Below are 21,520 nucleotides of genomic sequence, written 5' to 3'. Positions count from 1 at the left end.
TGTCGCCGTCACCGCAATGCGGCCAGCCGCGCGCGTAACCGGATCGGGCGCCGGCGCGAACGGGCTGTCAGCATCCGGCAGGAGGTTGACCATGGCCCTTCGCGACACGTTTCGCACCCTCTCCCGCCCGGTCCTCGGGGCGGGGCTCGGGCTCGGGCTCGCGGGCGCCGTCCTGCTCCCCCGGCTCCCGGCCTTCGCCGAGGAGGCGCCGCGGCGCCTGCCGGAGGCCGTGACCCGCTCCGCCGAGCCGCCGGGGCCGCGCGTGGCCGTCTTCGCCGGCGGCTGCTTCTGGGGCGTGCAGGGGGTGTTCCAGCACGTGCGCGGGGTGAGCGGCGCGGTGTCGGGCTACGCCGGCGGCACCCGCGCGGAGGCCGATTACCGCACCGTGAGCGGCGGCGGGACCGGCCACGCCGAGGCCGTGTCGGTCACCTACGACCCGTCGGTCATCCGCTACGACGAGCTGCTGCGGATCTTCTTCTCGGTGGCCCTCGACCCGACCCAGGTGGATCGCCAGGGACCCGATGCCGGGCGCCAGTACCGCTCGGCCCTGTTCCCGCAGGACGCCGACCAGGCGCGGGTGGCCGGGGCCTACATCGCACAGCTCGACGCGGCCCAGGCCTACGCGCGGCCGGTCGCCACCCGGATCGAGCCGGGCGCCGCGTTCTACCCGGCGGAAGGCTACCACCAGGACTTCATGGCCCTGCACCCCGGCCACCCGTACATCGCCGCCAACGACGCGCCGAAGCTCGAGGCCCTGAAGCAGCTGTTCCCGGAGCGGACGGCCGCGCAGCCGGTGCTGGTCAACCGCCCGCCGGCTTGAGCGCTCCCCGTCATCGCGAGCGCAGCGAAGCGACCCAGGGCAGCGCGACGCTCGAAGCTGTGGCGCGCCCCTGGATTGCTTCGCTGCGCTCGCAAAGACGGCGCTGAGGGACCCAGTCCGTGTGAGGGTCGGTCCGCCGCCTTCCCTATTCCTCCGGCGGACGCGGCCGGCCGAAATCCGGGGCCGCGGTCTCCTGGCCCTGCGCCACGATGCTGCGCCGGATCGCCCGAGTGCGGGTGAACATCGCGTGGAGCGCGTCGCCGTCGCCCCAGCGCACCGCCTTGGCGAGCGCCGAGAGATCCTCGTTGAACCGGCCGAGCATCTCCAGCACCGCCTCGCGGTTGTTGAGGAAGATGTCCCGCCACATGGTCGGGTCCGACGCCGCGATGCGGGTGAAGTCGCGGAACCCGCTCGCCGAGAACTTGATCACCTCGGACTGCGTCGCCGCCTCGAGGTCGGCCGCGGTGCCCACGATGTTGTAGGCGATCAGGTGCGGCAGGTGGCTGGTGATGGCGAGCACGTGGTCGTGGTGCTCGGCGCTCATCGTCTCGACGTCGGCGCCCATCCCCGCCCACAGGGCGCGGACGGTCTCGATCGCCGCCGGATCGGCGCCCTCGGGCGGGGTCAGGATGCACCAGCGGCCCTGGAACAGGGTCGCGAAGCCCGCGTCCGGCCCCGAGAACTCGGTCCCGGCGATCGGGTGCCCGGGGACCAGCGCGACGCCCTCGGGCAGGTGCGGCCGGACCGCCGCCACCACGGCGCCCTTCACCGAGCCGACATCCGACACGATCGCGCCGGGCTTGAGATGCGGCGCCATCTCGGCCGCCGCCGCCCCGATCGCGCCCACCGGCACGCACAGGATGACGAGGTCGGTGCCGGCGGCGCCCTCCGCCGGGTCGCCCGTGACGACGTCGGCGATGCCGAGCTCGCGCACCCGGGCGCGCACCGCCGCGTCGCGGTCCACCGCCACGATGGTCCGGGCGAGGCCGTAGCGGCGCGCCGCCCGGGCGATCGAGGAGCCGATCAGCCCGAGGCCGACGATGGCGAGGCGGCCGATAGCGGGCGCCTCGGTCCCGGGCGCCCCGGCCACGGACGTCTCAGCCATGCCGGCCCCGCACGAAGTCGCCGAGCGCGGCCAGGAAGGCTTCGTTCGCCTCGGCCCCGGCGACCGTCACCCGCAGGGCGTTGGGCAGGCCGTAGGCGGTGACCCGCCGGGTGATGAGGCCGCGCTCGGTCAGGAACGCGTCCGCGTCCTCCGCCGAGCGGCCCGGCGCGTCGGGGAAGTGGATCAGCAGGAAGTTCGCGACGCTCGGCGTGACCTCCAGGCCGAGCGCGCGGGCGCCCTCGGTGAGCTTCGGCAGCCACTCGGCATTGTGGGCGGCGGCCGCCGCCATGTGGGCCTCGTCGGCGATGGCGGCCGAGCCCGCGGCGATCGCCGGGCCCGAGACGTTGAACGGGCCGCGGATCCGGTTGACCGCGTCCGCCACGTGCGCCGGCGCGACCATCCAGCCGATCCGCACGGCGGCCAGCCCGTGGATCTTCGAGAAGGTGCGGGTCATCACGACGTTCTCGGCCTCGAGGGCCAGCTCGAGCCCGGCCGAGTAGTCGTTCGCCCGGACGTACTCGGCGTAGGCGCCGTCGATCACCAGCAGCACGTGCGGCGGCAGGCCGGCGTGGAGGCGGCGGATCTCGTCGAAGGGCAGGTAGGTGCCGGTCGGGTTGTTGGGGTTCGTGACGTAGACGATCCGGGTCCGGTCGGTGACCCGGGCCAGGATCGCGTCGACGTCGACGGTGAGGTCGCGCTCGGGCGCGACCACGGGCTCGCCGCCCGAGGCCAGGATGGCGATCCGGTAGACCAGGAATCCGTGCTCCGAGTAGATCCCCTCGGTGCCCGGCCCGCCATACGCGTAGGCCAGCAGCGACAGGAGCTCGTCCGAGCCCGCGCCGCAGACGATCCGCTCGGGATCGAGCCCGTAGCGCCGGGCGATGGCGGTGCGCAGCACCGTGGCGCGCCCGTCCGGGTAGGTCTCGAGCTTGGCAGTCGCCGCGTGGAGCGCCGCGAGCGCCGCCGGGCTCGGGCCGAGGGGCGTCTCGTTGGAGGACAGCTTGTAGACCTTGCCGCCCCCGGGCCGCCCGCTCTTGCCGGGTACGTAGGTGTCGATCGCCAGGACGCCGGGACGCGGTTCCGGACGGGCGGGTCGGGGGGCGGACATTGCGGTGCGACTCGGGATGCGCGGGGTTCGGTCGGTTCCGCGCCCGTCTACAGCATTTCCTCGGCCGGTGAACCCGGGGCCGACTCCGGAGGTGGCGGCCCGACCCTGCCGGGGCGACTTGTCCGGCCCCACGGAGTCGTGCCTGTATGCCGGCGCTCCGCCGACAGGCGCCCAACACGAAGGATCCCCGCATGCCCCTCGAACGCTACCTGGACGGCGGCGCCCACATCCTCCCCGCCGACGACTCGCTGATCCGCTTCGCTATGACGAACGGCCAGCGGGTGATCGCGGTCGAGGTCCCGGTTCCCGTGCTGCGCCAGCAGTTCGGCGGCGCCGACCTCGCCCCCCTGGAGCTGTTCGCCCGCAATCAGGCGGTGATCGAGGCCGCGGCGAGCCAGGCCTACGACCGGACCGAGACCCCCAACGACCTCCTCGATCTGGGCCCGGAAGATTTCGACACCCGGCCGGCCTCGGCCAGGACCTGATCGGCGGGACTTGATCGGCGGACTTCAACCAGCGCGATCCATCCGGGGCGCCGCGGCAAATCGGCGACGCGCAAATGCCGCGGGGCACTCGCCACGTTTCGGCCTGTTGAACCGGGAGAACAGGGGCGCGTCGGGCGTGCCCCGACCCGCAACCCCTGGATGGATCGACGATGCCCGGTGACCTGATCCCCTGCAGCCTCTTCCTGATCGGGATCCTCGTTTCGGTCGCCGCGGATTGCCGCCTGCGGCGCGCCGAGGCGGCGCCCTGGGCCAACGGCTGCATCACGGCCGCCGGCGCCGCCCTGGTCTTCGCGGCCTGCGCGGCCGCCATGCGCTGAGGCGCCGGCTGAGGCGTCGGCGAGGAACCGTCAGACACCGGACGGACTTTCCCAGCGGCAACCGGGGGCGCGCCGAGACGCGCGGCGCCCCCGGTCGCGCGGCTGTCCGGGCGAGGTTCCCATGGTTTCGATGCAGGCCCTGATCGGCTGCGGTCTCGTGCTCGCCGGCATGCTGATCGAGAGCGCGGCGAGCCGGCACTGGCGGGCGGGCGTCCGCGCGGACCGTCTGGATGCCCGGGCCGCCCTCGCGCTCGGCCTGCCCGCCCTGGGGCTCGCCGTGATGGCCGCCCCGATCGCGTGAGCGACCCGACCGGGCCTGACCGACCGGCCCGCCCGCGTTGACGCTCGGCCCCCCGCGCATTACCTCGGCGGGGCTGGCCGCGTCGGGCGAGTGCGGCGCGTCAGGCGATCCCGTGCTCTCCCGGTTCGGATCCGAACCGATACACGGTCGTCACGACCCGCCATGGACACCCAAACGGACACGGCCCTGCGGCCCGACCCGATCGATGAGCCGGCCCGGCGCGCGTCCGAGCGCTCGCAGGCGCTCGACCCGAGGAGCCCGGTGGCGCGCTTCGCCGCCGACACGCCGCTGCTCACCGACGCGGGCGTCGAGCTCGCGCCCTTCCAGATCGCCTACCAGACCGCCGGCACCCTCAACGCCGCGCGCTCGAACGCGGTCCTGATCTGCCACGCGCTGACCGGCGACCAGTACTTCGCCCACAACCACCCGGTGACCGGCAAGCCCGGCTGGTGGGAGACGCTGGTCGGCCCCGGCAAGCCGATCGACACGGACCGCTACTTCGTCGTCTGCTCGAACGTCATCGGCTCGTGCATGGGCTCCACCGGCCCGGCCTCGATCGACCCGGCGACGGGACGGCCCTACGGGCTGAACTTCCCGCTGGTGACGATCCGCGACATGGTCCGGGCCCAGGCAATGCTGCTGGAGCATCTCGGCATCCGGGACCTGTTCCTGTGCATCGGCGGCTCGATGGGCGGGATGCAGGTGCTGCAATGGGCGGCGCTCTATCCCGAGCGCGTCTTCGCCGCGATGCCGATCGCCACCGGCGCCCGCCACTCGGCGCAGAACATCGCCTTCCACGAGGTCGGCCGGCAGGCGATCATGGCCGACCCCGCCTGGGCGGACGGGCGCTACCTCGAGGCGGGCACCCGGCCCGCCAAGGGGCTCGGCGTCGCCCGGATGGGCGCGCACATCACCTACCTGTCCGAGCCGGCGCTCCACCGGAAGTTCGGCCGGCGCTTCCAGGGCGGCACGGCGCCGACCTTCTCGTTCAACGCCGATTTCCAGATCGAGAGCTACCTGCGCCACCAGGGCCTGAGCTTCGTCGAGCGCTTCGACGCCAACGCCTACCTCTACCTGACCCGGGCGATGGACTATTTCGACCTCGCCGAGGACCACGGCGGCGTGCTCGCCAACGCCTTCCGGGGCACCAAGACCCGCTTCTGCGTGATCTCGTTCACCTCGGACTGGCTGTTCCCGACCCGCGACTCCCGGGCGATCGTCCACGCGCTCAACGCCGCCGCGGCGCCGGTGGCCTTCGTGGAGGTCGAGAGCGACAAGGGCCACGACGCCTTCCTGCTCGACGAGCCGGCGATGTTCTCCGCGGCCCGCGGCTTCATCGACGCCGCCGCCCGGGCGCGCGGGCTGTGACGCGGATGGCGAGCGGCGGGCCCGGCAAGATGACCTTCGGCAAGCTGCCCCTGGGCAAGATCTCTTTGGGTAAGATCGCCTCGGGCAAGGTCCGCCACGGCGCCCCCTGGGAGGGCGCGGACGCCCTCCCCCACGCGGCCGAGGGCGGCGGCGCCCGCGTCGACCACCTCGTCGTGCTCGGCCTCGTCCCGGCCGGCGCCCGGGTGCTCGACATCGGCTGCGGCGACGGCTCGCTGCTGGCGCTGCTGCGCGACCGCCGCGGCATCGACGGGCGCGGGATCGAGCTGTCCCGCGAGGGCGTGAACGCCTGCCTCGCCCGGGGCCTGTCGGTGATCCAGGGCGACGCCGACACCGACCTCGCCAACTACCCGGACGGCGCCTTCGACGTGGTGGTCCTGTCCCAGACCATCCAGGCGACCCGCAATCCCCGGGTGGTGCTGGAGCACCTGCTGCGCATCGGCCGGCAGGTGATCATCTCGTTCCCGAATTTCGGGCACTGGCGGGTGCGCTCCGAGCTGGCCTTCCGCGGGCGGATGCCGGTCACCGAGATCATGCCGGACGCGTGGTGGGAGACGCCCAACATCCACCACTGCACGATCCGCGACTTCGTCGGCCTGTGCCGCCTGATCGGCGCGCGGATCGAGCACGCCACGGCGCTGGACGCCCGCGGCCGGCCGATGCGGTTCTCCATGCCCTGGTGGGTCTGGAACCTGTTCGGCGCGCAGGGCGTGTTCCTGCTCCGGCGCGAGGATGCCGGGCCCTAGAACCGCTCCCGAGCAAGGCGAGGCGGTGGCGCGTCGAGCCCGTGCCGGACGAGGCGCGGGTCCCCTCTCCCGTGCGGGAGAGGGGGCGTGGCGCGGATGTCTCGACCGGGGTCGTCGTCCTTCCCGACCGTTGCAACACGATCGGAAGCGGCCCCGGCATCGCGCCGCTGTTGTCCGGCGCTCGAGGGTCGCCGCGCGGCGCTGTCTCTCCCGGGCGCACCCGCGGCGCCCCGGCCCGGCGATTCCGCAATCCGTCTGAAATAGAGCAGAAACGGAGCTTGGCTATTTCTGGTCGCGTTCCCGTGATCGGACCGTGATTACGGATTCGTCCGGCGTTCATCCCGAGACGTGCGCGTCCACGAGGGGTCGTGGACTGTGCCCGGCTGCGCGGAAGACTTGCCGCAACCGCGAATTCCAGCAGGGTCGACAGGACACGTGCGCCGCGCGATCGTTCACATCGGGATGCCCCGAACCGGCTCCACCGCGTTCCAGGAGGTGCTGGCCCGCCTGCGCCCCCGCCTCGCCGCGGCCGGGATCTGCTACCCGAACCTCGCCCCGCCGGGCGCCCCCGGCAGCGACGACGTCAACCACTACCGGCTCGGCCAGGCGCTGGACCGGCGCCGCGGCGCCGCGGAGCGCCGCGAGGCCCTCGCGCGGCTCGACGCGATCCTGGCCGCCACGCCGGCCGACACGGTCCTGCTCTCCTACGAGGACTTCTCCGTCCAGCGCCCGTTCTGGCGCGTTCCCGAGATCCTGTCCGACCTGTTCGCGCGCCGCGGCTTCGCCCTGGAGGCGGCGCTCGTGGTCAAGCCGCAGGCCGAGCAGCTGGCCTCGGCCTACGCCCTGCGGGCGCAGGTCGTCGCCGAGGGCCGCACGTTCCGCGGCTTCCTGCGTTCCGAGGGCGAGTCCCGGCGCTACGACTACGCGGACCGGCTCGAGCCCTGGCGCCGCGCCGCCGCGGGGCGCGTCACCGCCCTGCCGTATCGCGACCGGCGGTCCGACGCGCCGCTGCTGGCGCGGCTGGTCGACGGGCTCGGGCTGGGCGAGCGCCTCGCGCCGCTCCTCGGCCCGGCCGACCTCGCCTACCGCACCAACCGGAGTTCCGGGCCGGTCGCGGTCGAGGCGTCGCGCCGCCTGTACCGGCTCGGCGTGCACCGGCAGGTGACCGGGCATCGCCGGCTGCTCGGCCACGTCCTCGACGACTGGGCCTGGGGGCGGGGGCTCGACGCGGAGCGGTTCCGCGGCGACGCCCCGGAGGGGCTGGCCCGCGTCGCGGCGCGCTACGCGGCCGGGAACGCGCGCTTCGCCGCCGCCTGCTGGGGGCAGAGCTGGGACGCGGTGATCGCGGCCGCGCCCGCCGCGCCGCCGAACGAGCTCGCCGCCGGGCCGGTCGCGCCCGAGACGGAGGCCGCGGTCGAGGCGCTGGTGCGGGCGGCGGCGGCGCGGGCCGCCTTCCGGTCCCCGCCCGCGTGGCGGCGGCGGACGGCCCACATCCTGGAGGAGTGCCGGGAGCGCCTCGGCGAGGCCGTCGGCTACCCGGTCTGGCGCGTGCCGTAGGGGCCCGCGCGTGTCGATGTCCGAGAACCGGCGGCCGCCCGCGCGGACGCCGCCCCAGGCGTGTGACCAGGCGGTGGACCAAGCGGTGGATATGTGCGTCGTGCAGAAGATCCCGCAGACGGTTCCGGCCGGCCTCCCTCCGGGCCCCGTGACCTGGCACCCCCTCCAGGCGCGGGAGGCGCGCTGGGCGCGCCTCGGCCAGGTGCCGGTGATCGCGTGGCTGACCGGCCTGTCGGGGGCGGGGAAGTCGACGCTGGCGGCGGAGGCCGACCGGACCCTGGTCGCGGGCGGCCGGCACAGCGCGGTCCTCGACGGCGACAACCTGCGCCACGGGCTCAACGCCGACCTCGCCTTCTCGCCGGAGGACCGCGCCGAGAACGTCCGGCGCACCGCCGAGGTGGCGCGGCTGATGGCCGAGGCGGGGACGGTGGTGATCGTCTCGCTGATCTCGCCCTACCGGGCCGACCGGGCGCTGGCGCGCCGGATCGCCGGCGACATCCCGTTCCTGGAGGTGTTCGTCGACACGCCGCTGGGCCTGTGCGAGGCCCGGGACCCGAAGGGACTCTACCGGCTGGCCCGCGCCGGCCGCATCCCGGGCTTCACCGGCATCTCGGCGCCCTACGAGGCGCCGGAGCGGCCGGACCTGACGATCGCCACCGAGGGCCGCGGCACCGCGGCCTGCGCCCGCGCCCTGAGCGCGCGGCTGATGCGGCTGAGCCGGGCGGGCGCGGGTGCGAAGCCGGGGCGGTGAGCGTGTGGTTCCCGACGCGCACACCGGGCCCTCCCAGCCATCCCATCATCCTGAGGTGACCGCGAAGCGGGGCTCGAAGGAGGGTTCCAGCCGGCCGCGCGATCCCTGGAGCCCGCCTTCGAGGCCTGCGCTTCGCTCCGGCACCTCAGCCGGCACCTCAGGATGAGGGCGCGAATTGGGAGGCGCCCGGCTCGCCCTACCCGCCCGGCCAGCGCAGCTCCGCCCGCAGGCCGCCCAGCGCCGAGCGGCCGAAATCGAGCCGGGCGCCGGCGGCCTCGGCGACGTCGCGGGCGATGGCGATGCCGAAGCCGGTGCCCGGCCGGCTCTCGTCCCAGCGCTGGCCGCGCCCGATCCCCGCGATGGCCGCGGCGCTCATGCCGGGGCCGTCATCCTCGACGGCGAGGCCCGGCTGGCCGGCTTCCGTCCCGGCTTCCGTCCCGGTGATCCGGACCCGCCGGTGCGCCCACTTCCGGGCATTGTCGAGGAGGTTGCCCAGCACCTCCATCAGCTCGCCCTCCTCGCCCGGATAGGCGAGGGTCCCGGGCACCGCCACGGCCCAGTCGAGGGACCCGCCCTCCGGCAGCCGCCGCAGGGTCGCGACGAGGCGTTCCGCCACCGGGGCGACCGGGCAGGACCGCCGCCGCAGGTCGCCCGCGGCCGCGACCCGCGCCCGGGCCAGCGCCCGCTCCACCTGCCCGCCCATGGCCCGCGCCTGCTCGGCGATCTCGGCCGCCAGCGCCGGGTCGGCCGGCCCGGTCCGGCGCGCCAGCGCGTCCAGCACCGCCAGCGGCGTCTTGAGGCCGTGGGCCATGTCGGCGGCGGCGTCGCGGGCGCGGACCAGGGCGCGCTCCTGCGCGTCGAGCAGCCGGTTGAGATCGGTGACCAGCGGCCGGACCTCGTCGGGGAACTGCTCCGGCAGCCGCGCCCGCCGCCCGGCATGGACCGCCAGGAGCTCCGCCTGCAGCACCCGGAACGGGCCGAGCGCCCGGTGCACGAACAGGCCCATCGCCAGGGTCAGGACGACGAATAGGGCGACGAGCGCCGGGACGAGCAGGCGCAGGAAGGTGGTCCGGCTCGCCGCGAGGCCGCGCCGGTCCTCCGCCACCGCGACCCGCAGCGCGGTCTCGGCGCCCGGCGCGCCGATCTGCAGCGGCCGCACCACCGCGATGAGCCGGCCGCCGTCGGGCCCGGTCGTGTCGAGGGTCGCGGGGGCCTGCGCGCCCGCCCCGGCCGGTCCCAGGTCGAGGCTCCTGTCCCAGAGGGAGCGCGAGCGCAGCGCGCGCGATCCCGCCTCGACCTGCCAGTACAGGCCGCCGTAGGGCGTGGCGAAGCGCGGGTCCGGCAGGTCCCGGGACAGGGTCGGCGTCCCGTCCGGCGCGAGGCCCACCCGGCCGGCGATGAGCTTGGCGGTCCGGTCCAGATCCGCGACGGTGCGGGCGTCGAGCACCCGGTCGAGGATCACCGTGAGGCCGATCCCGGCGAGCACCAGCGCCAGCGCGATCAGCGCGGCCGCCGCGAGGCCGAGCCGCAGGCGGAGGGAGTCGCGCCTCACGGCCCGTCCGGTCCGGTGATCAGGTAGCCCTGGCCGCGGCGGGTCTCGATCACCCCGGGCCCGATCTTGCGGCGCAGGCGCGTCAGGAGCGCTTCCAGGGCGTTGGCCTCGCGCTCGGTCCCGACGCCGTGGAGGTGGTCGAGCAGCTCGCCCGCGGGCACGACCTGCCCCGGCCGGTGCAGCAGGAAGGCCAGCAGCCGGTATTCCAGGGCGGTCAGCTCCGTGGGCCTGCCGTCGACGCTGACCGCGCGGGTGCGGGTGTCGAGCTCGACCGTGCCGGCGCGCAGCACCGGCGCGGCGTGGCCGGCGGTGCGCCGCAGGATCGCCCGCAGCCGCGCCACCAGCTCCTCCATGCGGAACGGTTTGGCGAGGTAGTCGTCGGCGCCGGCGTCGATGCCCTCGACGCGCTCGCGCCAGCCGTCGCGGGCGGTGAGGATCAGGACCGGCAGGGCGACCTCCGCAGCGCGCAGGCGGCGCAGCACGCCGAGCCCGTCGAGGCGCGGCAGGCCGAGATCCAGCACCATGGCGTCGTAAGGCTCGGTCTCGGCGCGGAACCACGCCGCCTCGCCGTCCGCCACCACGTCGGCGACGTAGCCGGCCCTCTCCAGCCCCTGCCGAATGTCCGCCGCGATGCGCGGCTCGTCCTCGACGATCAGGACGCGCACGGGCCGGCCTCCTCAATCATCGTCGTCCTCGTCCAGGATCTTCAGCGTGCCGGCATCGACCTTCACGGTCCGGCGCTTCCCGTCGGGCCCGAGGATGCGCAGCTTGTACAGCCAGTGCCCATCGTCGCGCTTGAGGTCGACCGACACGACGTCCCCCGGCACCGCCGCCCGGGCCGCCGCCAGCACCGCGTCGAGGGGGCGGATCTCGCCGCTCTCCAGCGCCCGGCGGGCCCGGTCGGCATCCTCGGAGGCGTGCAGGGGCCCGCCCGCGAGGGCGGCCAGCAGGCCGAGGGCGAGAACGAGGCGGCGGGGCGGGAACGGGCTCATGCGGGCGCAGGCTAGGCCGCACCGCCTGACGGGACGCTGACAGCCGGCGTCAGGGTCGCGGGGCGGCGCTTCGGCACAAGGGCCGCCATAGCCCTTCCGGAGACCTGAGACCATGTCGCTCTACGTCGGTATCCTCCTCGCCTGCGCGGCCGGCCTCGCCGGCACCCTCCTCTGCCCGGACGACAGGGGCGACCGCTCGCGCCTGCCGCTCCTCGCCGCGCTCGTGGCGGGCGGCCTCGGCTGGCACGGCCCCGCCCGGGCCGGCGAGATCCTGCGCGGCCCCGCCCAGGTGATCGACGGCGGCACGCTGCGCGTCGGCGCGCGGCAGGTCAGCCTGTTCGGGATCGCCGCGCCGGAGGCCGACGCGACCTGCGCGGACGCCCGGGACCGGCCCTACCCGTGCGGCCGCGACGCCGCCCGGGCGCTCGCCGACCGGATCGGCGGGGCAGCCGTCACCTGCGAGCCGCGGGGCGAGGCGGGCGCGGCGCTCTGCCGGGTCGGCGAGGCGGATCTCGGGGCCTGGATGGTGGCGCAGGGCCTCGCCCTGCCCGACCGGGACCTCGCGCCGGACTACGCGCCCGCGGCGGACCGGGCCTGGGGGCGCCGCCTCGGCCTGTGGTCGGGGGTGTTCCAGGATCCCGCCGAGCGGCGGGGCCGCCGCGCCGCCGCGGGCCTGCGCGCCGCCGGGTGACGCCCCGTCCTCACGGGAACGCTCCCGGACGCGCCCGGTTGGACCGGAGAGCCCGCCCGGGCGGCGGTGGACCCGCGGAGGCCCCATGAGGATCCTGACCCGTACGACGCTGCTCGCCGCCCTGCTCACCTGCGCGGCGGGGGCCGCTGACGCCGAGGGCCAGGGCAAGGCCGAGGGACGCAAGGATGCCGGCGCGCCCACGACCAGCATGGGCGCGGGCGGCCTCAGCGGCACCGGCGCCACCCGGGACGGCGCCCGCACGGGCCCGGTCGAGAGCAAGGGGCAGCCGGGCGGCGCGAAGCCGACCTCCGCCCCGAAGGCCGGGACGGGCCGCTGATCCGCTCCGGCACCTCGGGATGAGGCGACGGGTCGGAGACTCCGTCCGGCCGGGCCGCGCTACTGCGAGCGGCGGCTGAACGAGACCGCGTAGGCCTGGACGCGGGCGTCGATCAGCGGGTCGTCCGAGACCTCGATTCCGTCGGTCAGGTTGTTCGGCATGAACAGCAGCGCCTTCTCGGCCTCGGCGCTGTCGGGCACGACCTTGCTCACCGTCACGGTGCCGAGATCGACCGTCTTCCGGTCGTCTGGCCAGGGCTTGGTGGCGTCGTTGGTCGGGTCGCCCGGCTCGGCGAGCTGGGCCAGCATCCGGAACCTCGCCGGAGTCTTGGCGACCCGCGGGCCGATCTCGGCCATCAGGAAGTTCGGATCGCGCTTGGCAGCCTCTTCGGGCGGGAGGATCTCCTCGCCCTCCACCGGCACGAAGCGGAACCGGAACGGCTGCCGCTTGCCGGCGGCGTCCACCAGGATGAAGGCGTTGACGCCGTTGTAGGTCTGCCGGGCGAGGCTCGACGGGGTCCTGGCGGTCCCGCCCGCGGTGGCGGCGGCCGGGTGGGCGGCGGCGAAGCGCTCCAGCGCGGTCGGATGGGCGGCCTTCGGGCCGCTCTCGGCGGCGGCCTTCAGGAGGTCGCGGAACTCCTCGCCCGTGGCGACCGGGAAGTACTTCAGCGAGTTCGTGACGACGTCCATCTCGGAGCCGTCGCTCAGCTTGAACTTGAGAGCGAGGCCGTGCGGGTTGGCGTCGGCCGCGCCGTCCGGGATGGTCGGGACACCGGTGGCATCCGAGAACCGGATCGTCACCGGCACCGCCGGGCCCTGGAACAGGGAGGCCTTGCTGATCTTCGCCGCCTCGGGCGACGGGGTGAAGCTGCCCTCGGCGACCACGCCCTTGGCGTGGTTGGCCCGCGCCCCCGGATGCTTGCCGAACAGCGTGTTCATCACGTCGATCGTCTGCTCGGCGGTGGAGGCCTCCTGGGCCTGGGCCAGGGCCGGGGCGGCGGCCGCGAGCGCGGTGCTCAGCAGGAGGGCGAAACCCGATCTCGAACGCAGCATGGAAACCTCTCGGCAGCGCGGGCTCTCGGGAGCCGGTCAATGCGGACCGGCCCATCTTCTAGGGAGCGAGGCGCCGGAGGCACAACCAAAAGCTATGCCGCGGCGGAGCTGGGGTGTGGGTTACGTCGCGGCGGCAGGCCGCAGATCGAGAACTTCGTCTCTGCGAGCGGAGCGAAGCGACCCAGTCACGCCAGACCGCCGGTCTTCGCGTTGCCCTGGATTGCTTCGCTACGCTCGCAAAGACGGTGCGGAGCCCGCTACCGCGCGCCGCGGTGGAGGTCGCCCTCGATCAGCAGGGCGCTGCGGCTGTCGAGCCGCGAGCGGTAGACCTGCAGGTTCTCCATGACCCGCTGCACGTAGTTGCGCGTCTCCGTGAAGGGGATGCGCTCCACCCAGTCGATCACGTCGACGTCGCCCTTGCGCGGGTCGCCGTAGGCGTCGATCCACTTCTTCACGTTGCCGCCGCCCGCGTTGTAGGAGGCGAAGGCGAGCACGTAGGAGCCGCGCCAATCCTCCATCAGCTCGCCGAGATGGGCCTGGCCGAGCTTCGCGCAGTAGGCGGGGTCGCTGGTCAGGCGGTCGACGTCGAAGGCGGTCGAGACCCGGCGGGCGGTGCGCTGGGCGGTGGCCGGCATCATCTGCATCAGCCCCCTGGCGCCGACGCCCGACTGGGCGCGCGGGTCGAACTGGCTCTCCTGGCGGGCGATGGCGTAGACCATGGCCCGCTCGACCTGCGGGACCGCCGTGAAGGTCTCGTAGGTGGGAATGCCGATCGTCGGGTAGGCGTGGGCGTCGAGCGGCAGGCCGCGCTGGACCGCGAGCTTGCCGATCGCCACCAGGGCGCGGGCGTCCTTCATGTCGGTGGCGAGGTCGCCGAGCGCCTGGAGCTCGCGCGGGTCCGAGAGGTCCCGGGCGGCGTCGATGTAGAGCGGCAGGGCCAGCTCCTTGATCCCGGCCTCGCCGAGCAGGCGCAGGGCGCGGATGGAGAGCCGCCCGTCGAAGGCCTGGCGCTCCGCGCCCTCGAGGTCGGCCGGCGCCCGCAGGGGCAGGCTGGTCTGGCCGAGCCGGGCCCGGGCCACCTGGCCGTAATAGGCGATCGGCTGCAGGGCGGCGCGCTCGTAGAAGCGCTTCGCCTCCTCCGACTGGCCGAGCGCCTCGGCCGCCCGTCCCTGCCAGTAGGCGGCCCGCGCCACCGAGATCGGGCTCTCGGCGATCGCCGCCACCCGGGCGAAATGCTGCGCGGCGGCGGCGGGATCGCCGGCGAAGCGGAGCGCGATCCAGCCGGCGTGGAACTCGGCCTCGATGCGCTTCTCGGGCGAGCGCGCCGCCGGCTGGCTCGCCACCGCGTAGGCGGTCTTGGCATCGCCGAGGTCGAGGAGCTTGCGCGCCACGATCCGGCGCTCGATCCACCACTCGTCGCCGTCGACCAGCACGTCCGGGTTGCTCGGCGCCGTCGCGAGCACGGCGGCGGCGGCTTCGGCCTTGTCGGCCCGGCGGAGATACTGCGCCCGGGAGAAGATGTAGGACGCGTCCCCGCGCAGCGACGGCGGCACCGCGGCGAGCGCGGAAGCGGCGCCGGAGGACTTGTCCTCCACGGCCCGGCGGGCGCGCACGAGGCTGGCATAGGCGCCGCCCGCGTAGCCGGCGGCCCGGCCGGCGCTCTCCCAGTCGTCCTTCAGGAGCGCCCGCTCCATCCGGTAACGGTGGTCGACCCGGGTCAGCGCGTCCGGGAAGGCGTCGAGCACCTTGGCTTCGAGGCTGCGGCCGAAGCTCTCGGTGCGCCAGAGGTCGCGGACCATCTCGGCGGCGTCGGCGTCGCAGCCGTCGGCGCGCTGGGCCAGCGCCAGGGCGAACTTGCCCGGCGCGCTCACCGGCTTCGACGTGGCGAAGTAGGCCCGGACCGTCGCGGGCGCCTTCTTCTCGGAGAGCAGCGCCTCCTCGGCCCGGCGGCGCAGCAGCGGGCCGGCCGGCCAGTCCGGATTGGCCCGGACGAAGGCCACGGTGCGGTTGAAGCCGATCCCGGCGCCCGCGCGGATCGCCACCCACTCGAGAAGCGCCTTCGCGGCCGGGTCGGTGAAGCCGTCGCGCATCCGGTCGCCGTCGGCGACCCGGCCCTTGCGGTAGAGGTCGATGGCGCCGCGCAGCAGCGTCGGGTCGGTGTCGCCGGAGATCTTCGGGCGCGCGGGATCCGGCACCTCGGGCACCGGGGCCGCCGGGGTGACCGCGGCGTCCGGCAGCGGGAAGGCCACCGGGGCGTCGGGGTCCGCGGAGGCGTAGGCCGAGGCCGCGGCCGGCAGCGTCCGGGCGGGCTCCTCGCCCTTGTCGTCGCCGCTCGAGGCGTGGACCGGGTCGAGCTTCAGGGCGTCGGCCGCGACAGGGTCGCTCGCCTTCACGGCCTGCGCGCCTCGGACCTGGGCGGTCGAGAGGGCGGCGTCGCTCGCCGGCGGCGCGGGCTGCGTGGCCGGCGGCGTCGTGGGCGCGTCGATGCCGGCTTGGCCGGCTTGGCCGGCCGGGCCGGCGAGCGCCACGCCGACGGTGGCGACGAGCGCGGCGGCGGTGAGGGACGTGCGCTTCGGGGCCGGATGCGAGGCCGCGGGTCGGATCACGATTCCCCCCTACTGATCACCGGAGCGGGAAAGGTCGAGGATCGGGCCGTGACCATTAAGATCGCGTTAACCGTCCCCACGATCTGTTTGCGCGCCGTGACGCGACCGCCTATGTCTGCCGGTCCGTGCCCGTACGATGCGGACCACGCGCGGCGCCGAGACCGCCGAAATCCCAGCTGGGACCCTTTGGGACGCCTGAGATGACCGAGATGACCGGGAGCCGCCTGCGGGGCTCGCTCACCGCGCTTGTGACGCCCTTCCGCGACGGGGCCTTCGACGAGGCCGCCTTCCGGAAGTTCGTGCGCTGGCAGATCGAGCAGGGCAGCCACGGCCTCGTGCCCACCGGCACCACCGGCGAGAGCCCGACCCTGACCCATTCCGAGCACGACCGGGTGGTCGAGGCCTGCATCGACGAGGCGGGCGGGCGCGTGCCGGTCGTGGCCGGCGCGGGCTCCAACTCCACCGCCGAGGCGGTGGAGCGGGCGCAGCACGCCGAGCGCGCGGGCGCCGACGCCGTCCTCGTGGTGACGCCGTACTACAACAAGCCGACGCAGGCGGGCCTCTACGCCCACTTCAAGGCCGTCAACGACGCGGTCGGCATTCCGATCATCATCTACAATATCCCGCCGCGCTCCGTCGTCGACATGAGCGTCGAGACGATGGCCCGGCTCTTCGAGCTGAAGAACATCGCCGGCGTGAAGGACGCGACCGCCAAGATCGACCGCGTCAGCCAGCAGCGTCAGGCCATGGGTGAGAGCTTCATCCAGCTTTCGGGCGAAGATGCGACGGCGCTCGGCTACAACGCCCACGGCGGCCACGGCTGCATCTCGGTGGTGGCGAATGTCGCCCCGCGCCTCTGCGCCGACCTGCAGGAGGCGACGCTCGCCGGCGACTACGCCAAGGCGCTGACCCTTCAGGACAAGCTGTTCCCCCTGCAGACGGGCCTGTTCGCCGAGGCCAACCCGGCGCCGGTGAAGTACGCGCTGTCGCGGCTCGGCTACATGACCGACGAGCTGCGCCTGCCGCTGGTGCCGGTGACCGAGCCCACCAAGCGCATCGTCGACGACGCCCTGCGTCACGCCGGCCTTCTGGTCGACTGAGGGAAGTCACGCATCATGGCCCCGAAACCGGAGCCCAGTCGGCGCATCGTCGCCGACAACCGCGCCGCGCGCTATCACTACACGATCGAGGACACGCTCGAGGCCGGCATCGCGCTGACCGGCACCGAGGTGAAGTCCCTGCGCGGCGGCAAGGCGACGATCGGCGAGGCCTATGCGGGCCCCTCCGGCAACGACCTGATGCTGTTCAACGCCTACATCCCGGAATACCTGGAGGCGAACCGCTTCAACCACGACACCAAGCGCCCGCGCCGCCTGCTGCTGCACCGCCGCCAGATCAACAAGCTGATCGGCGCCACGCAGCGCCAGGGCTACACGGTGGTGCCGCTGAAGATCTACTTCAACGACAAGGGACGGGCGAAGGTCGAGCTCGGGCTCGGCAAGGGCAAGCAGGCCCACGACAAGCGCGAGGCGGTCAAGGAGCGCGACTGGCAGCGCGACCGGGCGCGGCTGCTGCGGGACCGGGGCTGAGGCCGGGCCGTCATCGCGAGCGCAGCGAAGCGACCCAGGGCAGCGCGAGTCCGCGGGCGTGGTGCCGCTGGATTGCTTCGCTCCGCTCGCAAAGACGATCGTTCCTACAGGGGGGGCGCGCAGGCCGTGATGCGCTCGCCTTGCGCTGACCGCGCGATGTCACAAGATCCCGGATTAGCCGGTGCGGCGTCCCGAGCCTGCGATCCTGCGGAGCGACCCATGCCCTCCACCCACGAGACCCTGCCCGACGACCTGCCGGTCCCCGTCGACGACGGCGCGGCCGATCACCTGCGCGGGTTGCGCCTGCCCGACGTGGCGCTCACCGCCACCGACGGCCGCACGGTCTCGCTGGCGCGGCTGCCGGGCCGCACCGTGGCTACGCCTACCCGCGCACCGGCGAGCCGGGCCAGCCGGGCCTGACGCCCGACTGGGACGCGATCCCCGGCGCCCGGGGCTGCACGCCGCAGGCCTGCGATTTCCGCGATCACCACGCCGCGCTGACGGCCCGAGGCGTCGCCCAGGTCTTCGGCCTCTCGACCCAGACGAGCGCCTACCAGCGGGAGGCGGCCGAGCGCCTGCGCCTGCCGTTCCCGCTGCTGGCCGATCCGCACCGGGCCTTCGCGATGGCGGCGCGCCTGCCCACCTTCGAGGCCGGTGGCCAGGTGCTGCTGCGTCGCCTCACCCTGGTGATCGACGACGGCGTCGTGAGCGAGCTGTTCTATCCGGTCTTCCCGCCGGACCGGAGCGCCCGGCAGGTCCTCGACTGGCTCGACGGGGGCAGCGCCTGAGGCGCTACTCCTCCTCGGCCTCCGGCTGGCGGATGCCGTAGCGGTTCTCCAGGCCCGGATTGGCCCTTCCCTCCCCGCGGTAGCGGGTCGGCGCCTCGCCGGAGGCCCGCGCCGGGCGCTCGCCGGGCTCGCGCCCGATCCGGCCCGCGAGGCTCGCGAGGTCGACGAACTCGTCGGCCTGCCGCCGTAGCTCGTCGGAGATCATCGCCGGCTGGGTCTGGATCGTGGAGATCACCGTCACCTTCACGCCGCGCCGCTGCATCGCCTCGACGAGCGAGCGGAAATCGCCGTCGCCGGAGAACAGGATCATGTGGTCGATGTGCGGGCTGAGCTCGAGGGCGTCGATCGCCAGCTCGATGTCCATGTTGCCCTTGTACTTCCGCCGCCCCATCGAGTCCGTGAACTCCTTCACGGGCTTGGTCACGACGCGGTAGCCGTTGTAGTCGAGCCAGTCGATCAGCGGCCGGATCGAGGAGTATTCCTGATCCTCGATCATGGCTGTGTAGTAGAATGCCCGCAGGAGGTTCTCCCGCGACTGAAATTCCTTGAGCAGCTTCTTGTAGTCGATGTCGAAACCGAGGGCCTTGGTGGTGGCGTAGAGGTTGGCGCCGTCGATGAAGATGGCGCTGCGCTGGGTGACTGGCATGAACAGGTCAGGTCCCGAAAAATCGTGGGTGACAGGAAATCGTCTGAACAATCGGTCAGGGTTCGCCCGGGGCGAAAGGCCGGGGCGCGTGGCCGGGACGGTGCGCCGCGATCGCGGCCGCCGCGCTCTGCAAACCGGGGTGGACCGGCGCGGTCGATGACCCGCGCCACCGACGCCCCGTCCGCTGGACCATTCGTTTCAAACGGGTCCGTGTCAAGCAGAGCACGGGATTGTGCGGTCGTGAAAAACTGAACTCTCGGGGCGGATTAATTGACCACGACAGGGCTTCGTCGTGAAAACGGTGGTTTACGTAAGTTGATCCTGTAAACCTCAGATGCGCCGCACACCGCGCCCCTCGACCTCAGCCGTTCACGCGCTCGACGCTGTTGACCGGGCGCTTGCCGCGCAGTTCGGCGATGATCGCGTTGAGATGCTGGAGATCCCAGACCGACAGGTCGATGGTGATGTCGGTGAAGTCCTGGGTTCGCCGCTTCATCGAGATGTTGTCGATGTTGCCGTCGTGGTCGGCGATCACCTGGGCGATCTGGGCGAACACCCCGGGCTCGTTGATCGACTTCAGCGCCAGCCGGGCGGGGAAGCGCTCGCCGCCGAGCGCCTCCGTGTCCCAGCGGACGTCGAGCCAGCGCTCCGGCTCGTTGTCGAAGGCCGCGAGTGCCGCCGACTGGATCGGGTAGACCGTCACGCCGACGCCGGGGGTCAGGATGCCGACGATCCGGTCGCCCGGGACCGCGCCGCCGTTCGGCGCGAAGGTGACCGGCAGGTCGCCCGCGAGGCCGCGGATCGGGATGGCGTCGCTGCGATCCGCGTCCTCCCCCTCCTTGCCGCCTTCCTTGCCGCCCTCGGCGCCCGGGAAGGTCAGCCGCATGGTCTGGTCGGAGGAGCGCACGAGCCGGCCGGCGCCGCTGGCGGCGCCCTGCGCGGCGGAGGGCCGGCGCTCGTCGCGGTGGTCGGGATAGACGGCGCGGACGACGTCGCCCGAGAACATCTCGCCCCGCCCCACGGCGGCGAACACGTCCTCGGTCGTCGCGCGGGCGAGCCGCGGCAGGGCGCCCCGGAGCTTGTCCTCCGAGAAGGTCTTGGCGGCGCGCTCGAAGGCCCGGTCCAGGATCTGCCGTCCGAGGCCGGCATATTGCCGCCGCACGGCGGTGCGGGTCGCCCGCCGGATCGCCGCGCGGGCCTTGCCGGTCACCACGAGGGATTCCCAGGCCGCCGGGGGCGAGGCCCCGTCGGAGCGGCTGATCTCGACCTCGTCGCCGTTGGCGAGTTCGTGCAGCAGCGGCGCCATCCGGCCGTTGATCTTGGCGCCCACCGCGGTGTTGCCGACGTCGGTATGGACCGCGTAGGCGAAGTCGATCGGCGTCGCGCCCCGCGGAAGGGCGATCAGCCGGCCCTTCGGGGTGAAGCAGAACACCTGGTCCTGGAACAGCTCCAGCTTGGTGTGCTCCAGGAACTCCTCGGGGCTGTCGCCCTCGGCGAGGAGCTCGATGGTCCGGCGCAGCCACTGGTAGGCGCCGCTCTCCGCGGCGAGCCGCGGATGCACGCTGCCCTCGGCGCGGGCCGGGTCCTTCACCAACTCGGTGCCGATCTCCTTGTAGTGGGCATGCGCGGCGATGCCGTACTCGGCGATGTCGTCCATGGCGCGGGTGCGGATCTGCAGCTCGACGCGCTGGCTCTTCGGTCCGATCACCGTGGTGTGGATCGAGCGGTAATCGTTCTGCTTCGGGGTCGAGACGTAGTCCTTGTACCGGCCCGGAACCATCGGCCAGCTGGTGTGGACGATGCCGAGCGCCGCGTAGCAATCCTGCACGGTGTCGACGACCACGCGGAAGCCGAAGATGTCGGAGAGCTGCTCGAAGGCGACGGACTTGCGCTCCATCTTCGACCAGATCGAGAACGGGCGCTTCTGCCGGCCGCTGACCTCGGCGGTGATCCCCTGCGCGCCGAGCTTCTCGGTGAGCACCTGCGCGATGGTCTCGACGACGGTCTCGGACTTGGCGGAGAGCCGCGTCAGGCGCTGGGTGATGGTGGCGTAGACCTCCGGCTCCAGGTTGCGGAAGGCCAGATCCTCCAGCTCCTCGCGCAGCTCCTGCATGCCCATGCGGCCGGCGAGCGGCGCGTAGATGTCCAGGGTCTCTTGCGCGATGCGGCGACGCTTGTCGTCGCGCATGTGCTGGAGGGTCCGCATGTTGTGCAGGCGGTCGGCGAGCTTGACCAGCAGCACGCGGACATCCGCCGCGACCGCGAGCAGCAGCTTGCGGAAGTTCTCACCCTGCGCGGCCTGCTTGGAGACGAGGTCGAGGCGCTTGAGCTTGGTCAGGCCGTCGACCAGGGCGCCGATCTCCGGCCCGAACAGCCGGCGGATCTCCTCGAGCGTCGCCTCGGTGTCCTCGACGGTGTCGTGCAGCACCGCCGCCACGATGGTGGCGTCGTCGAGGTGGAGGTCCGTGAGGATCGCCGCCACCTCGAGGGGGTGGGCGAAGAACGGGTCGCCCGAGGCGCGCTTCTGCGTGCCGTGCGCCTGCATGGCGTAAACGTAGGCGCGGTTGAGCAGCGCCTCGTCGGCGGCCGGGTTGTAGCGCTTGACCCGCTCGACGAGCTCGTACTGGCGCATCATCCGCCGGGACGGGGCCGGCGCGTCCGGGGTCGTGC

At 73.7% G+C, this 21,520-nt stretch carries 21 protein-coding genes and 1 pseudogene; 13 read left to right on the top strand and 9 right to left on the bottom strand.

The window, feature by feature from the left end; all coding sequences use genetic code 11:
• Positions 1–91 precede the first annotated feature (91 nt).
• Complete coding sequence (msrA, locus tag BMY19_RS13435; protein WP_020095226.1) at positions 92–820, top strand: peptide-methionine (S)-S-oxide reductase MsrA; 729 nt, start codon at positions 92–94, stop codon at positions 818–820.
• 145 nt (positions 821–965) lie between these two features.
• On the opposite strand, the gene BMY19_RS13430 is transcribed toward msrA, so the two are convergent.
• Together BMY19_RS13430 and BMY19_RS13425 are read right to left on the bottom strand one after the other, a co-directional pair.
• Positions 966–1,925, bottom strand: coding sequence for a prephenate/arogenate dehydrogenase family protein (locus BMY19_RS13430; RefSeq protein WP_100252018.1), 960 nt, complete (start codon positions 1,923–1,925; stop codon positions 966–968).
• Positions 1,918–3,033, bottom strand: coding sequence for a pyridoxal phosphate-dependent aminotransferase (locus BMY19_RS13425; RefSeq protein WP_100252017.1), 1,116 nt, complete (start codon positions 3,031–3,033; stop codon positions 1,918–1,920). Before BMY19_RS13425 ends, BMY19_RS13430 begins: the two co-directional genes overlap by 8 nt.
• Before the next feature lie 191 nt (positions 3,034–3,224).
• Between BMY19_RS13425 and BMY19_RS13420 the strand changes: the two genes are divergently transcribed.
• The 7 genes from BMY19_RS13420 (at position 3,225) to cysC (ending at position 8,597) form a co-directional block, all read left to right on the top strand.
• Positions 3,225–3,518 carry a hypothetical protein gene (locus BMY19_RS13420; RefSeq protein WP_056523934.1) on the top strand — a complete coding sequence of 98 codons (294 nt, stop codon included), beginning with the start codon at positions 3,225–3,227 and terminating at the stop codon, positions 3,516–3,518.
• 170 nt (positions 3,519–3,688) lie between these two features.
• Positions 3,689–3,856 (top strand): hypothetical protein, encoded by a 168-nt coding sequence (locus BMY19_RS30885; RefSeq protein ID WP_020095222.1) that lies wholly within the window; start codon positions 3,689–3,691, stop codon positions 3,854–3,856.
• Between the two features lie 121 nt (positions 3,857–3,977).
• Positions 3,978–4,157 (top strand): hypothetical protein, encoded by a 180-nt coding sequence (locus tag BMY19_RS13415; RefSeq protein WP_020095221.1) that lies wholly within the window; start codon positions 3,978–3,980, stop codon positions 4,155–4,157.
• A 162-nt stretch (positions 4,158–4,319) separates the two neighbouring features.
• The gene (locus tag BMY19_RS13410) at positions 4,320–5,525 is read left to right on the top strand and encodes a homoserine O-acetyltransferase MetX (RefSeq protein ID WP_100252016.1); all 1,206 of its coding nucleotides are present in this window, start codon (positions 4,320–4,322) and stop codon (positions 5,523–5,525) included.
• A 5-nt stretch (positions 5,526–5,530) separates the two neighbouring features.
• On the top strand, positions 5,531–6,289 hold the full coding sequence (metW, locus tag BMY19_RS13405; protein WP_244527037.1) for a methionine biosynthesis protein MetW: 759 nt from the start codon (positions 5,531–5,533) through the stop codon (positions 6,287–6,289).
• 462 nt (positions 6,290–6,751) lie between these two features.
• Complete coding sequence (locus tag BMY19_RS13400; protein WP_100252058.1) at positions 6,752–7,846, top strand: hypothetical protein; 1,095 nt, start codon at positions 6,752–6,754, stop codon at positions 7,844–7,846.
• Positions 7,847–7,937: 91 nt separating this feature from the next.
• Positions 7,938–8,597 (top strand): adenylyl-sulfate kinase, encoded by a 660-nt coding sequence (gene cysC, locus BMY19_RS13395; protein WP_100252015.1) that lies wholly within the window; start codon positions 7,938–7,940, stop codon positions 8,595–8,597.
• A gap of 196 nt (positions 8,598–8,793) precedes the next feature.
• Here cysC and BMY19_RS13390 read toward each other — a convergent pair whose 3' ends face one another.
• From BMY19_RS13390 to BMY19_RS13380, 3 genes are read right to left on the bottom strand one after another with little or no spacing between them, the layout of a single operon-like run.
• Complete coding sequence (locus tag BMY19_RS13390; RefSeq protein WP_100252014.1) at positions 8,794–10,149, bottom strand: sensor histidine kinase; 1,356 nt, start codon at positions 10,147–10,149, stop codon at positions 8,794–8,796.
• Entirely contained in the window at positions 10,146–10,814 is a 669-nt protein-coding gene (locus BMY19_RS13385) for a response regulator transcription factor (RefSeq protein ID WP_100252013.1), read from the bottom strand. Before BMY19_RS13385 ends, BMY19_RS13390 begins: the two co-directional genes overlap by 4 nt.
• A gap of 12 nt (positions 10,815–10,826) precedes the next feature.
• Positions 10,827–11,141: a PepSY domain-containing protein gene (locus BMY19_RS13380; RefSeq protein WP_091980259.1), complete on the bottom strand. Its 315-nt coding sequence runs from the start codon at positions 11,139–11,141 to the stop codon at positions 10,827–10,829.
• A 112-nt stretch (positions 11,142–11,253) separates the two neighbouring features.
• On the opposite strand from BMY19_RS13380, the gene BMY19_RS13375 reads away from it, so the two are divergent.
• Together BMY19_RS13375 and BMY19_RS13370 are read left to right on the top strand one after the other, a co-directional pair.
• A complete protein-coding gene (locus BMY19_RS13375; protein ID WP_100252012.1) occupies positions 11,254–11,832 on the top strand; it encodes a thermonuclease family protein in 579 nt (192 codons plus the stop codon).
• A gap of 85 nt (positions 11,833–11,917) precedes the next feature.
• The gene (locus tag BMY19_RS13370) at positions 11,918–12,169 is read left to right on the top strand and encodes a hypothetical protein (protein WP_100252011.1); all 252 of its coding nucleotides are present in this window, start codon (positions 11,918–11,920) and stop codon (positions 12,167–12,169) included.
• A 59-nt stretch (positions 12,170–12,228) separates the two neighbouring features.
• Here the strand turns inward: BMY19_RS13370 and BMY19_RS13365 are convergent, their stop codons facing one another.
• Both BMY19_RS13365 and BMY19_RS13360 read right to left on the bottom strand, forming a co-directional pair.
• A complete protein-coding gene (locus tag BMY19_RS13365; protein WP_100252010.1) occupies positions 12,229–13,221 on the bottom strand; it encodes a catalase family peroxidase in 993 nt (330 codons plus the stop codon).
• Positions 13,222–13,478: 257 nt separating this feature from the next.
• On the bottom strand, positions 13,479–15,827 hold the full coding sequence (locus BMY19_RS13360) for a transglycosylase SLT domain-containing protein (protein ID WP_100252009.1): 2,349 nt from the start codon (positions 15,825–15,827) through the stop codon (positions 13,479–13,481).
• Between the two features lie 200 nt (positions 15,828–16,027).
• On the opposite strand from BMY19_RS13360, the gene dapA reads away from it, so the two are divergent.
• The 3 genes and pseudogenes from dapA to BMY19_RS13345 all read left to right on the top strand — a co-directional run bounded on the left by dapA (position 16,028) and on the right by BMY19_RS13345 (position 18,204).
• Entirely contained in the window at positions 16,028–16,927 is a 900-nt protein-coding gene (dapA, locus tag BMY19_RS13355; RefSeq protein WP_100252008.1) for a 4-hydroxy-tetrahydrodipicolinate synthase, read from the top strand.
• 15 nt (positions 16,928–16,942) lie between these two features.
• A complete protein-coding gene (gene smpB / locus BMY19_RS13350) occupies positions 16,943–17,416 on the top strand; it encodes an SsrA-binding protein SmpB (protein ID WP_020095208.1) in 474 nt (157 codons plus the stop codon).
• A 219-nt stretch (positions 17,417–17,635) separates the two neighbouring features.
• Positions 17,636–18,204 (top strand): annotated as a pseudogene (locus BMY19_RS13345) (peroxiredoxin).
• A 4-nt stretch (positions 18,205–18,208) separates the two neighbouring features.
• Here the strand turns inward: BMY19_RS13345 and BMY19_RS13340 are convergent.
• Entirely contained in the window at positions 18,209–18,850 is a 642-nt protein-coding gene (locus BMY19_RS13340; protein ID WP_020095206.1) for a LabA-like NYN domain-containing protein, read from the bottom strand.
• Positions 18,851–19,211: 361 nt separating this feature from the next.
• A complete protein-coding gene (locus tag BMY19_RS13335; RefSeq protein ID WP_091682570.1) occupies positions 19,212–21,485 on the bottom strand; it encodes a RelA/SpoT family protein in 2,274 nt (757 codons plus the stop codon).
• Positions 21,486–21,520 lie beyond the last annotated feature (35 nt).

Source organism: Methylobacterium sp. UNC300MFChir4.1 (genome assembly GCF_900110155.1).
Lineage (GTDB): Bacteria > Pseudomonadota > Alphaproteobacteria > Rhizobiales > Beijerinckiaceae > Methylobacterium.
This window is presented reverse-complemented; position numbering and strand designations above follow the sequence as displayed.

Coding starts and splice junctions, on each gene's coding strand:
- msrA (WP_020095226.1), top strand. CDS start 92: ATGGCCCTTCGCGACACGTTTCGCACCCTCTCCCGCCCGGTCCTCGGG.
- BMY19_RS13430 (WP_100252018.1), bottom strand. CDS start 1,925: ATGGCTGAGACGTCCGTGGCCGGGGCGCCCGGGACCGAGGCGCCCGCT.
- BMY19_RS13425 (WP_100252017.1), bottom strand. CDS start 3,033: ATGTCCGCCCCCCGACCCGCCCGTCCGGAACCGCGTCCCGGCGTCCTG.
- BMY19_RS13420 (WP_056523934.1), top strand. CDS start 3,225: ATGCCCCTCGAACGCTACCTGGACGGCGGCGCCCACATCCTCCCCGCC.
- BMY19_RS30885 (WP_020095222.1), top strand. CDS start 3,689: ATGCCCGGTGACCTGATCCCCTGCAGCCTCTTCCTGATCGGGATCCTC.
- BMY19_RS13415 (WP_020095221.1), top strand. CDS start 3,978: ATGGTTTCGATGCAGGCCCTGATCGGCTGCGGTCTCGTGCTCGCCGGC.
- BMY19_RS13410 (WP_100252016.1), top strand. CDS start 4,320: ATGGACACCCAAACGGACACGGCCCTGCGGCCCGACCCGATCGATGAG.
- metW (WP_244527037.1), top strand. CDS start 5,531: ATGGCGAGCGGCGGGCCCGGCAAGATGACCTTCGGCAAGCTGCCCCTG.
- BMY19_RS13400 (WP_100252058.1), top strand. CDS start 6,752: ATGCCCCGAACCGGCTCCACCGCGTTCCAGGAGGTGCTGGCCCGCCTG.
- cysC (WP_100252015.1), top strand. CDS start 7,938: ATGTGCGTCGTGCAGAAGATCCCGCAGACGGTTCCGGCCGGCCTCCCT.
- BMY19_RS13380 (WP_091980259.1), bottom strand. CDS start 11,141: ATGAGCCCGTTCCCGCCCCGCCGCCTCGTTCTCGCCCTCGGCCTGCTG.
- BMY19_RS13375 (WP_100252012.1), top strand. CDS start 11,254: ATGTCGCTCTACGTCGGTATCCTCCTCGCCTGCGCGGCCGGCCTCGCC.
- BMY19_RS13370 (WP_100252011.1), top strand. CDS start 11,918: ATGAGGATCCTGACCCGTACGACGCTGCTCGCCGCCCTGCTCACCTGC.
- BMY19_RS13365 (WP_100252010.1), bottom strand. CDS start 13,221: ATGCTGCGTTCGAGATCGGGTTTCGCCCTCCTGCTGAGCACCGCGCTC.
- dapA (WP_100252008.1), top strand. CDS start 16,028: ATGACCGAGATGACCGGGAGCCGCCTGCGGGGCTCGCTCACCGCGCTT.
- smpB (WP_020095208.1), top strand. CDS start 16,943: ATGGCCCCGAAACCGGAGCCCAGTCGGCGCATCGTCGCCGACAACCGC.
- BMY19_RS13340 (WP_020095206.1), bottom strand. CDS start 18,850: ATGCCAGTCACCCAGCGCAGCGCCATCTTCATCGACGGCGCCAACCTC.
- BMY19_RS13335 (WP_091682570.1), bottom strand. CDS start 21,485: ATGATGCGCCAGTACGAGCTCGTCGAGCGGGTCAAGCGCTACAACCCG.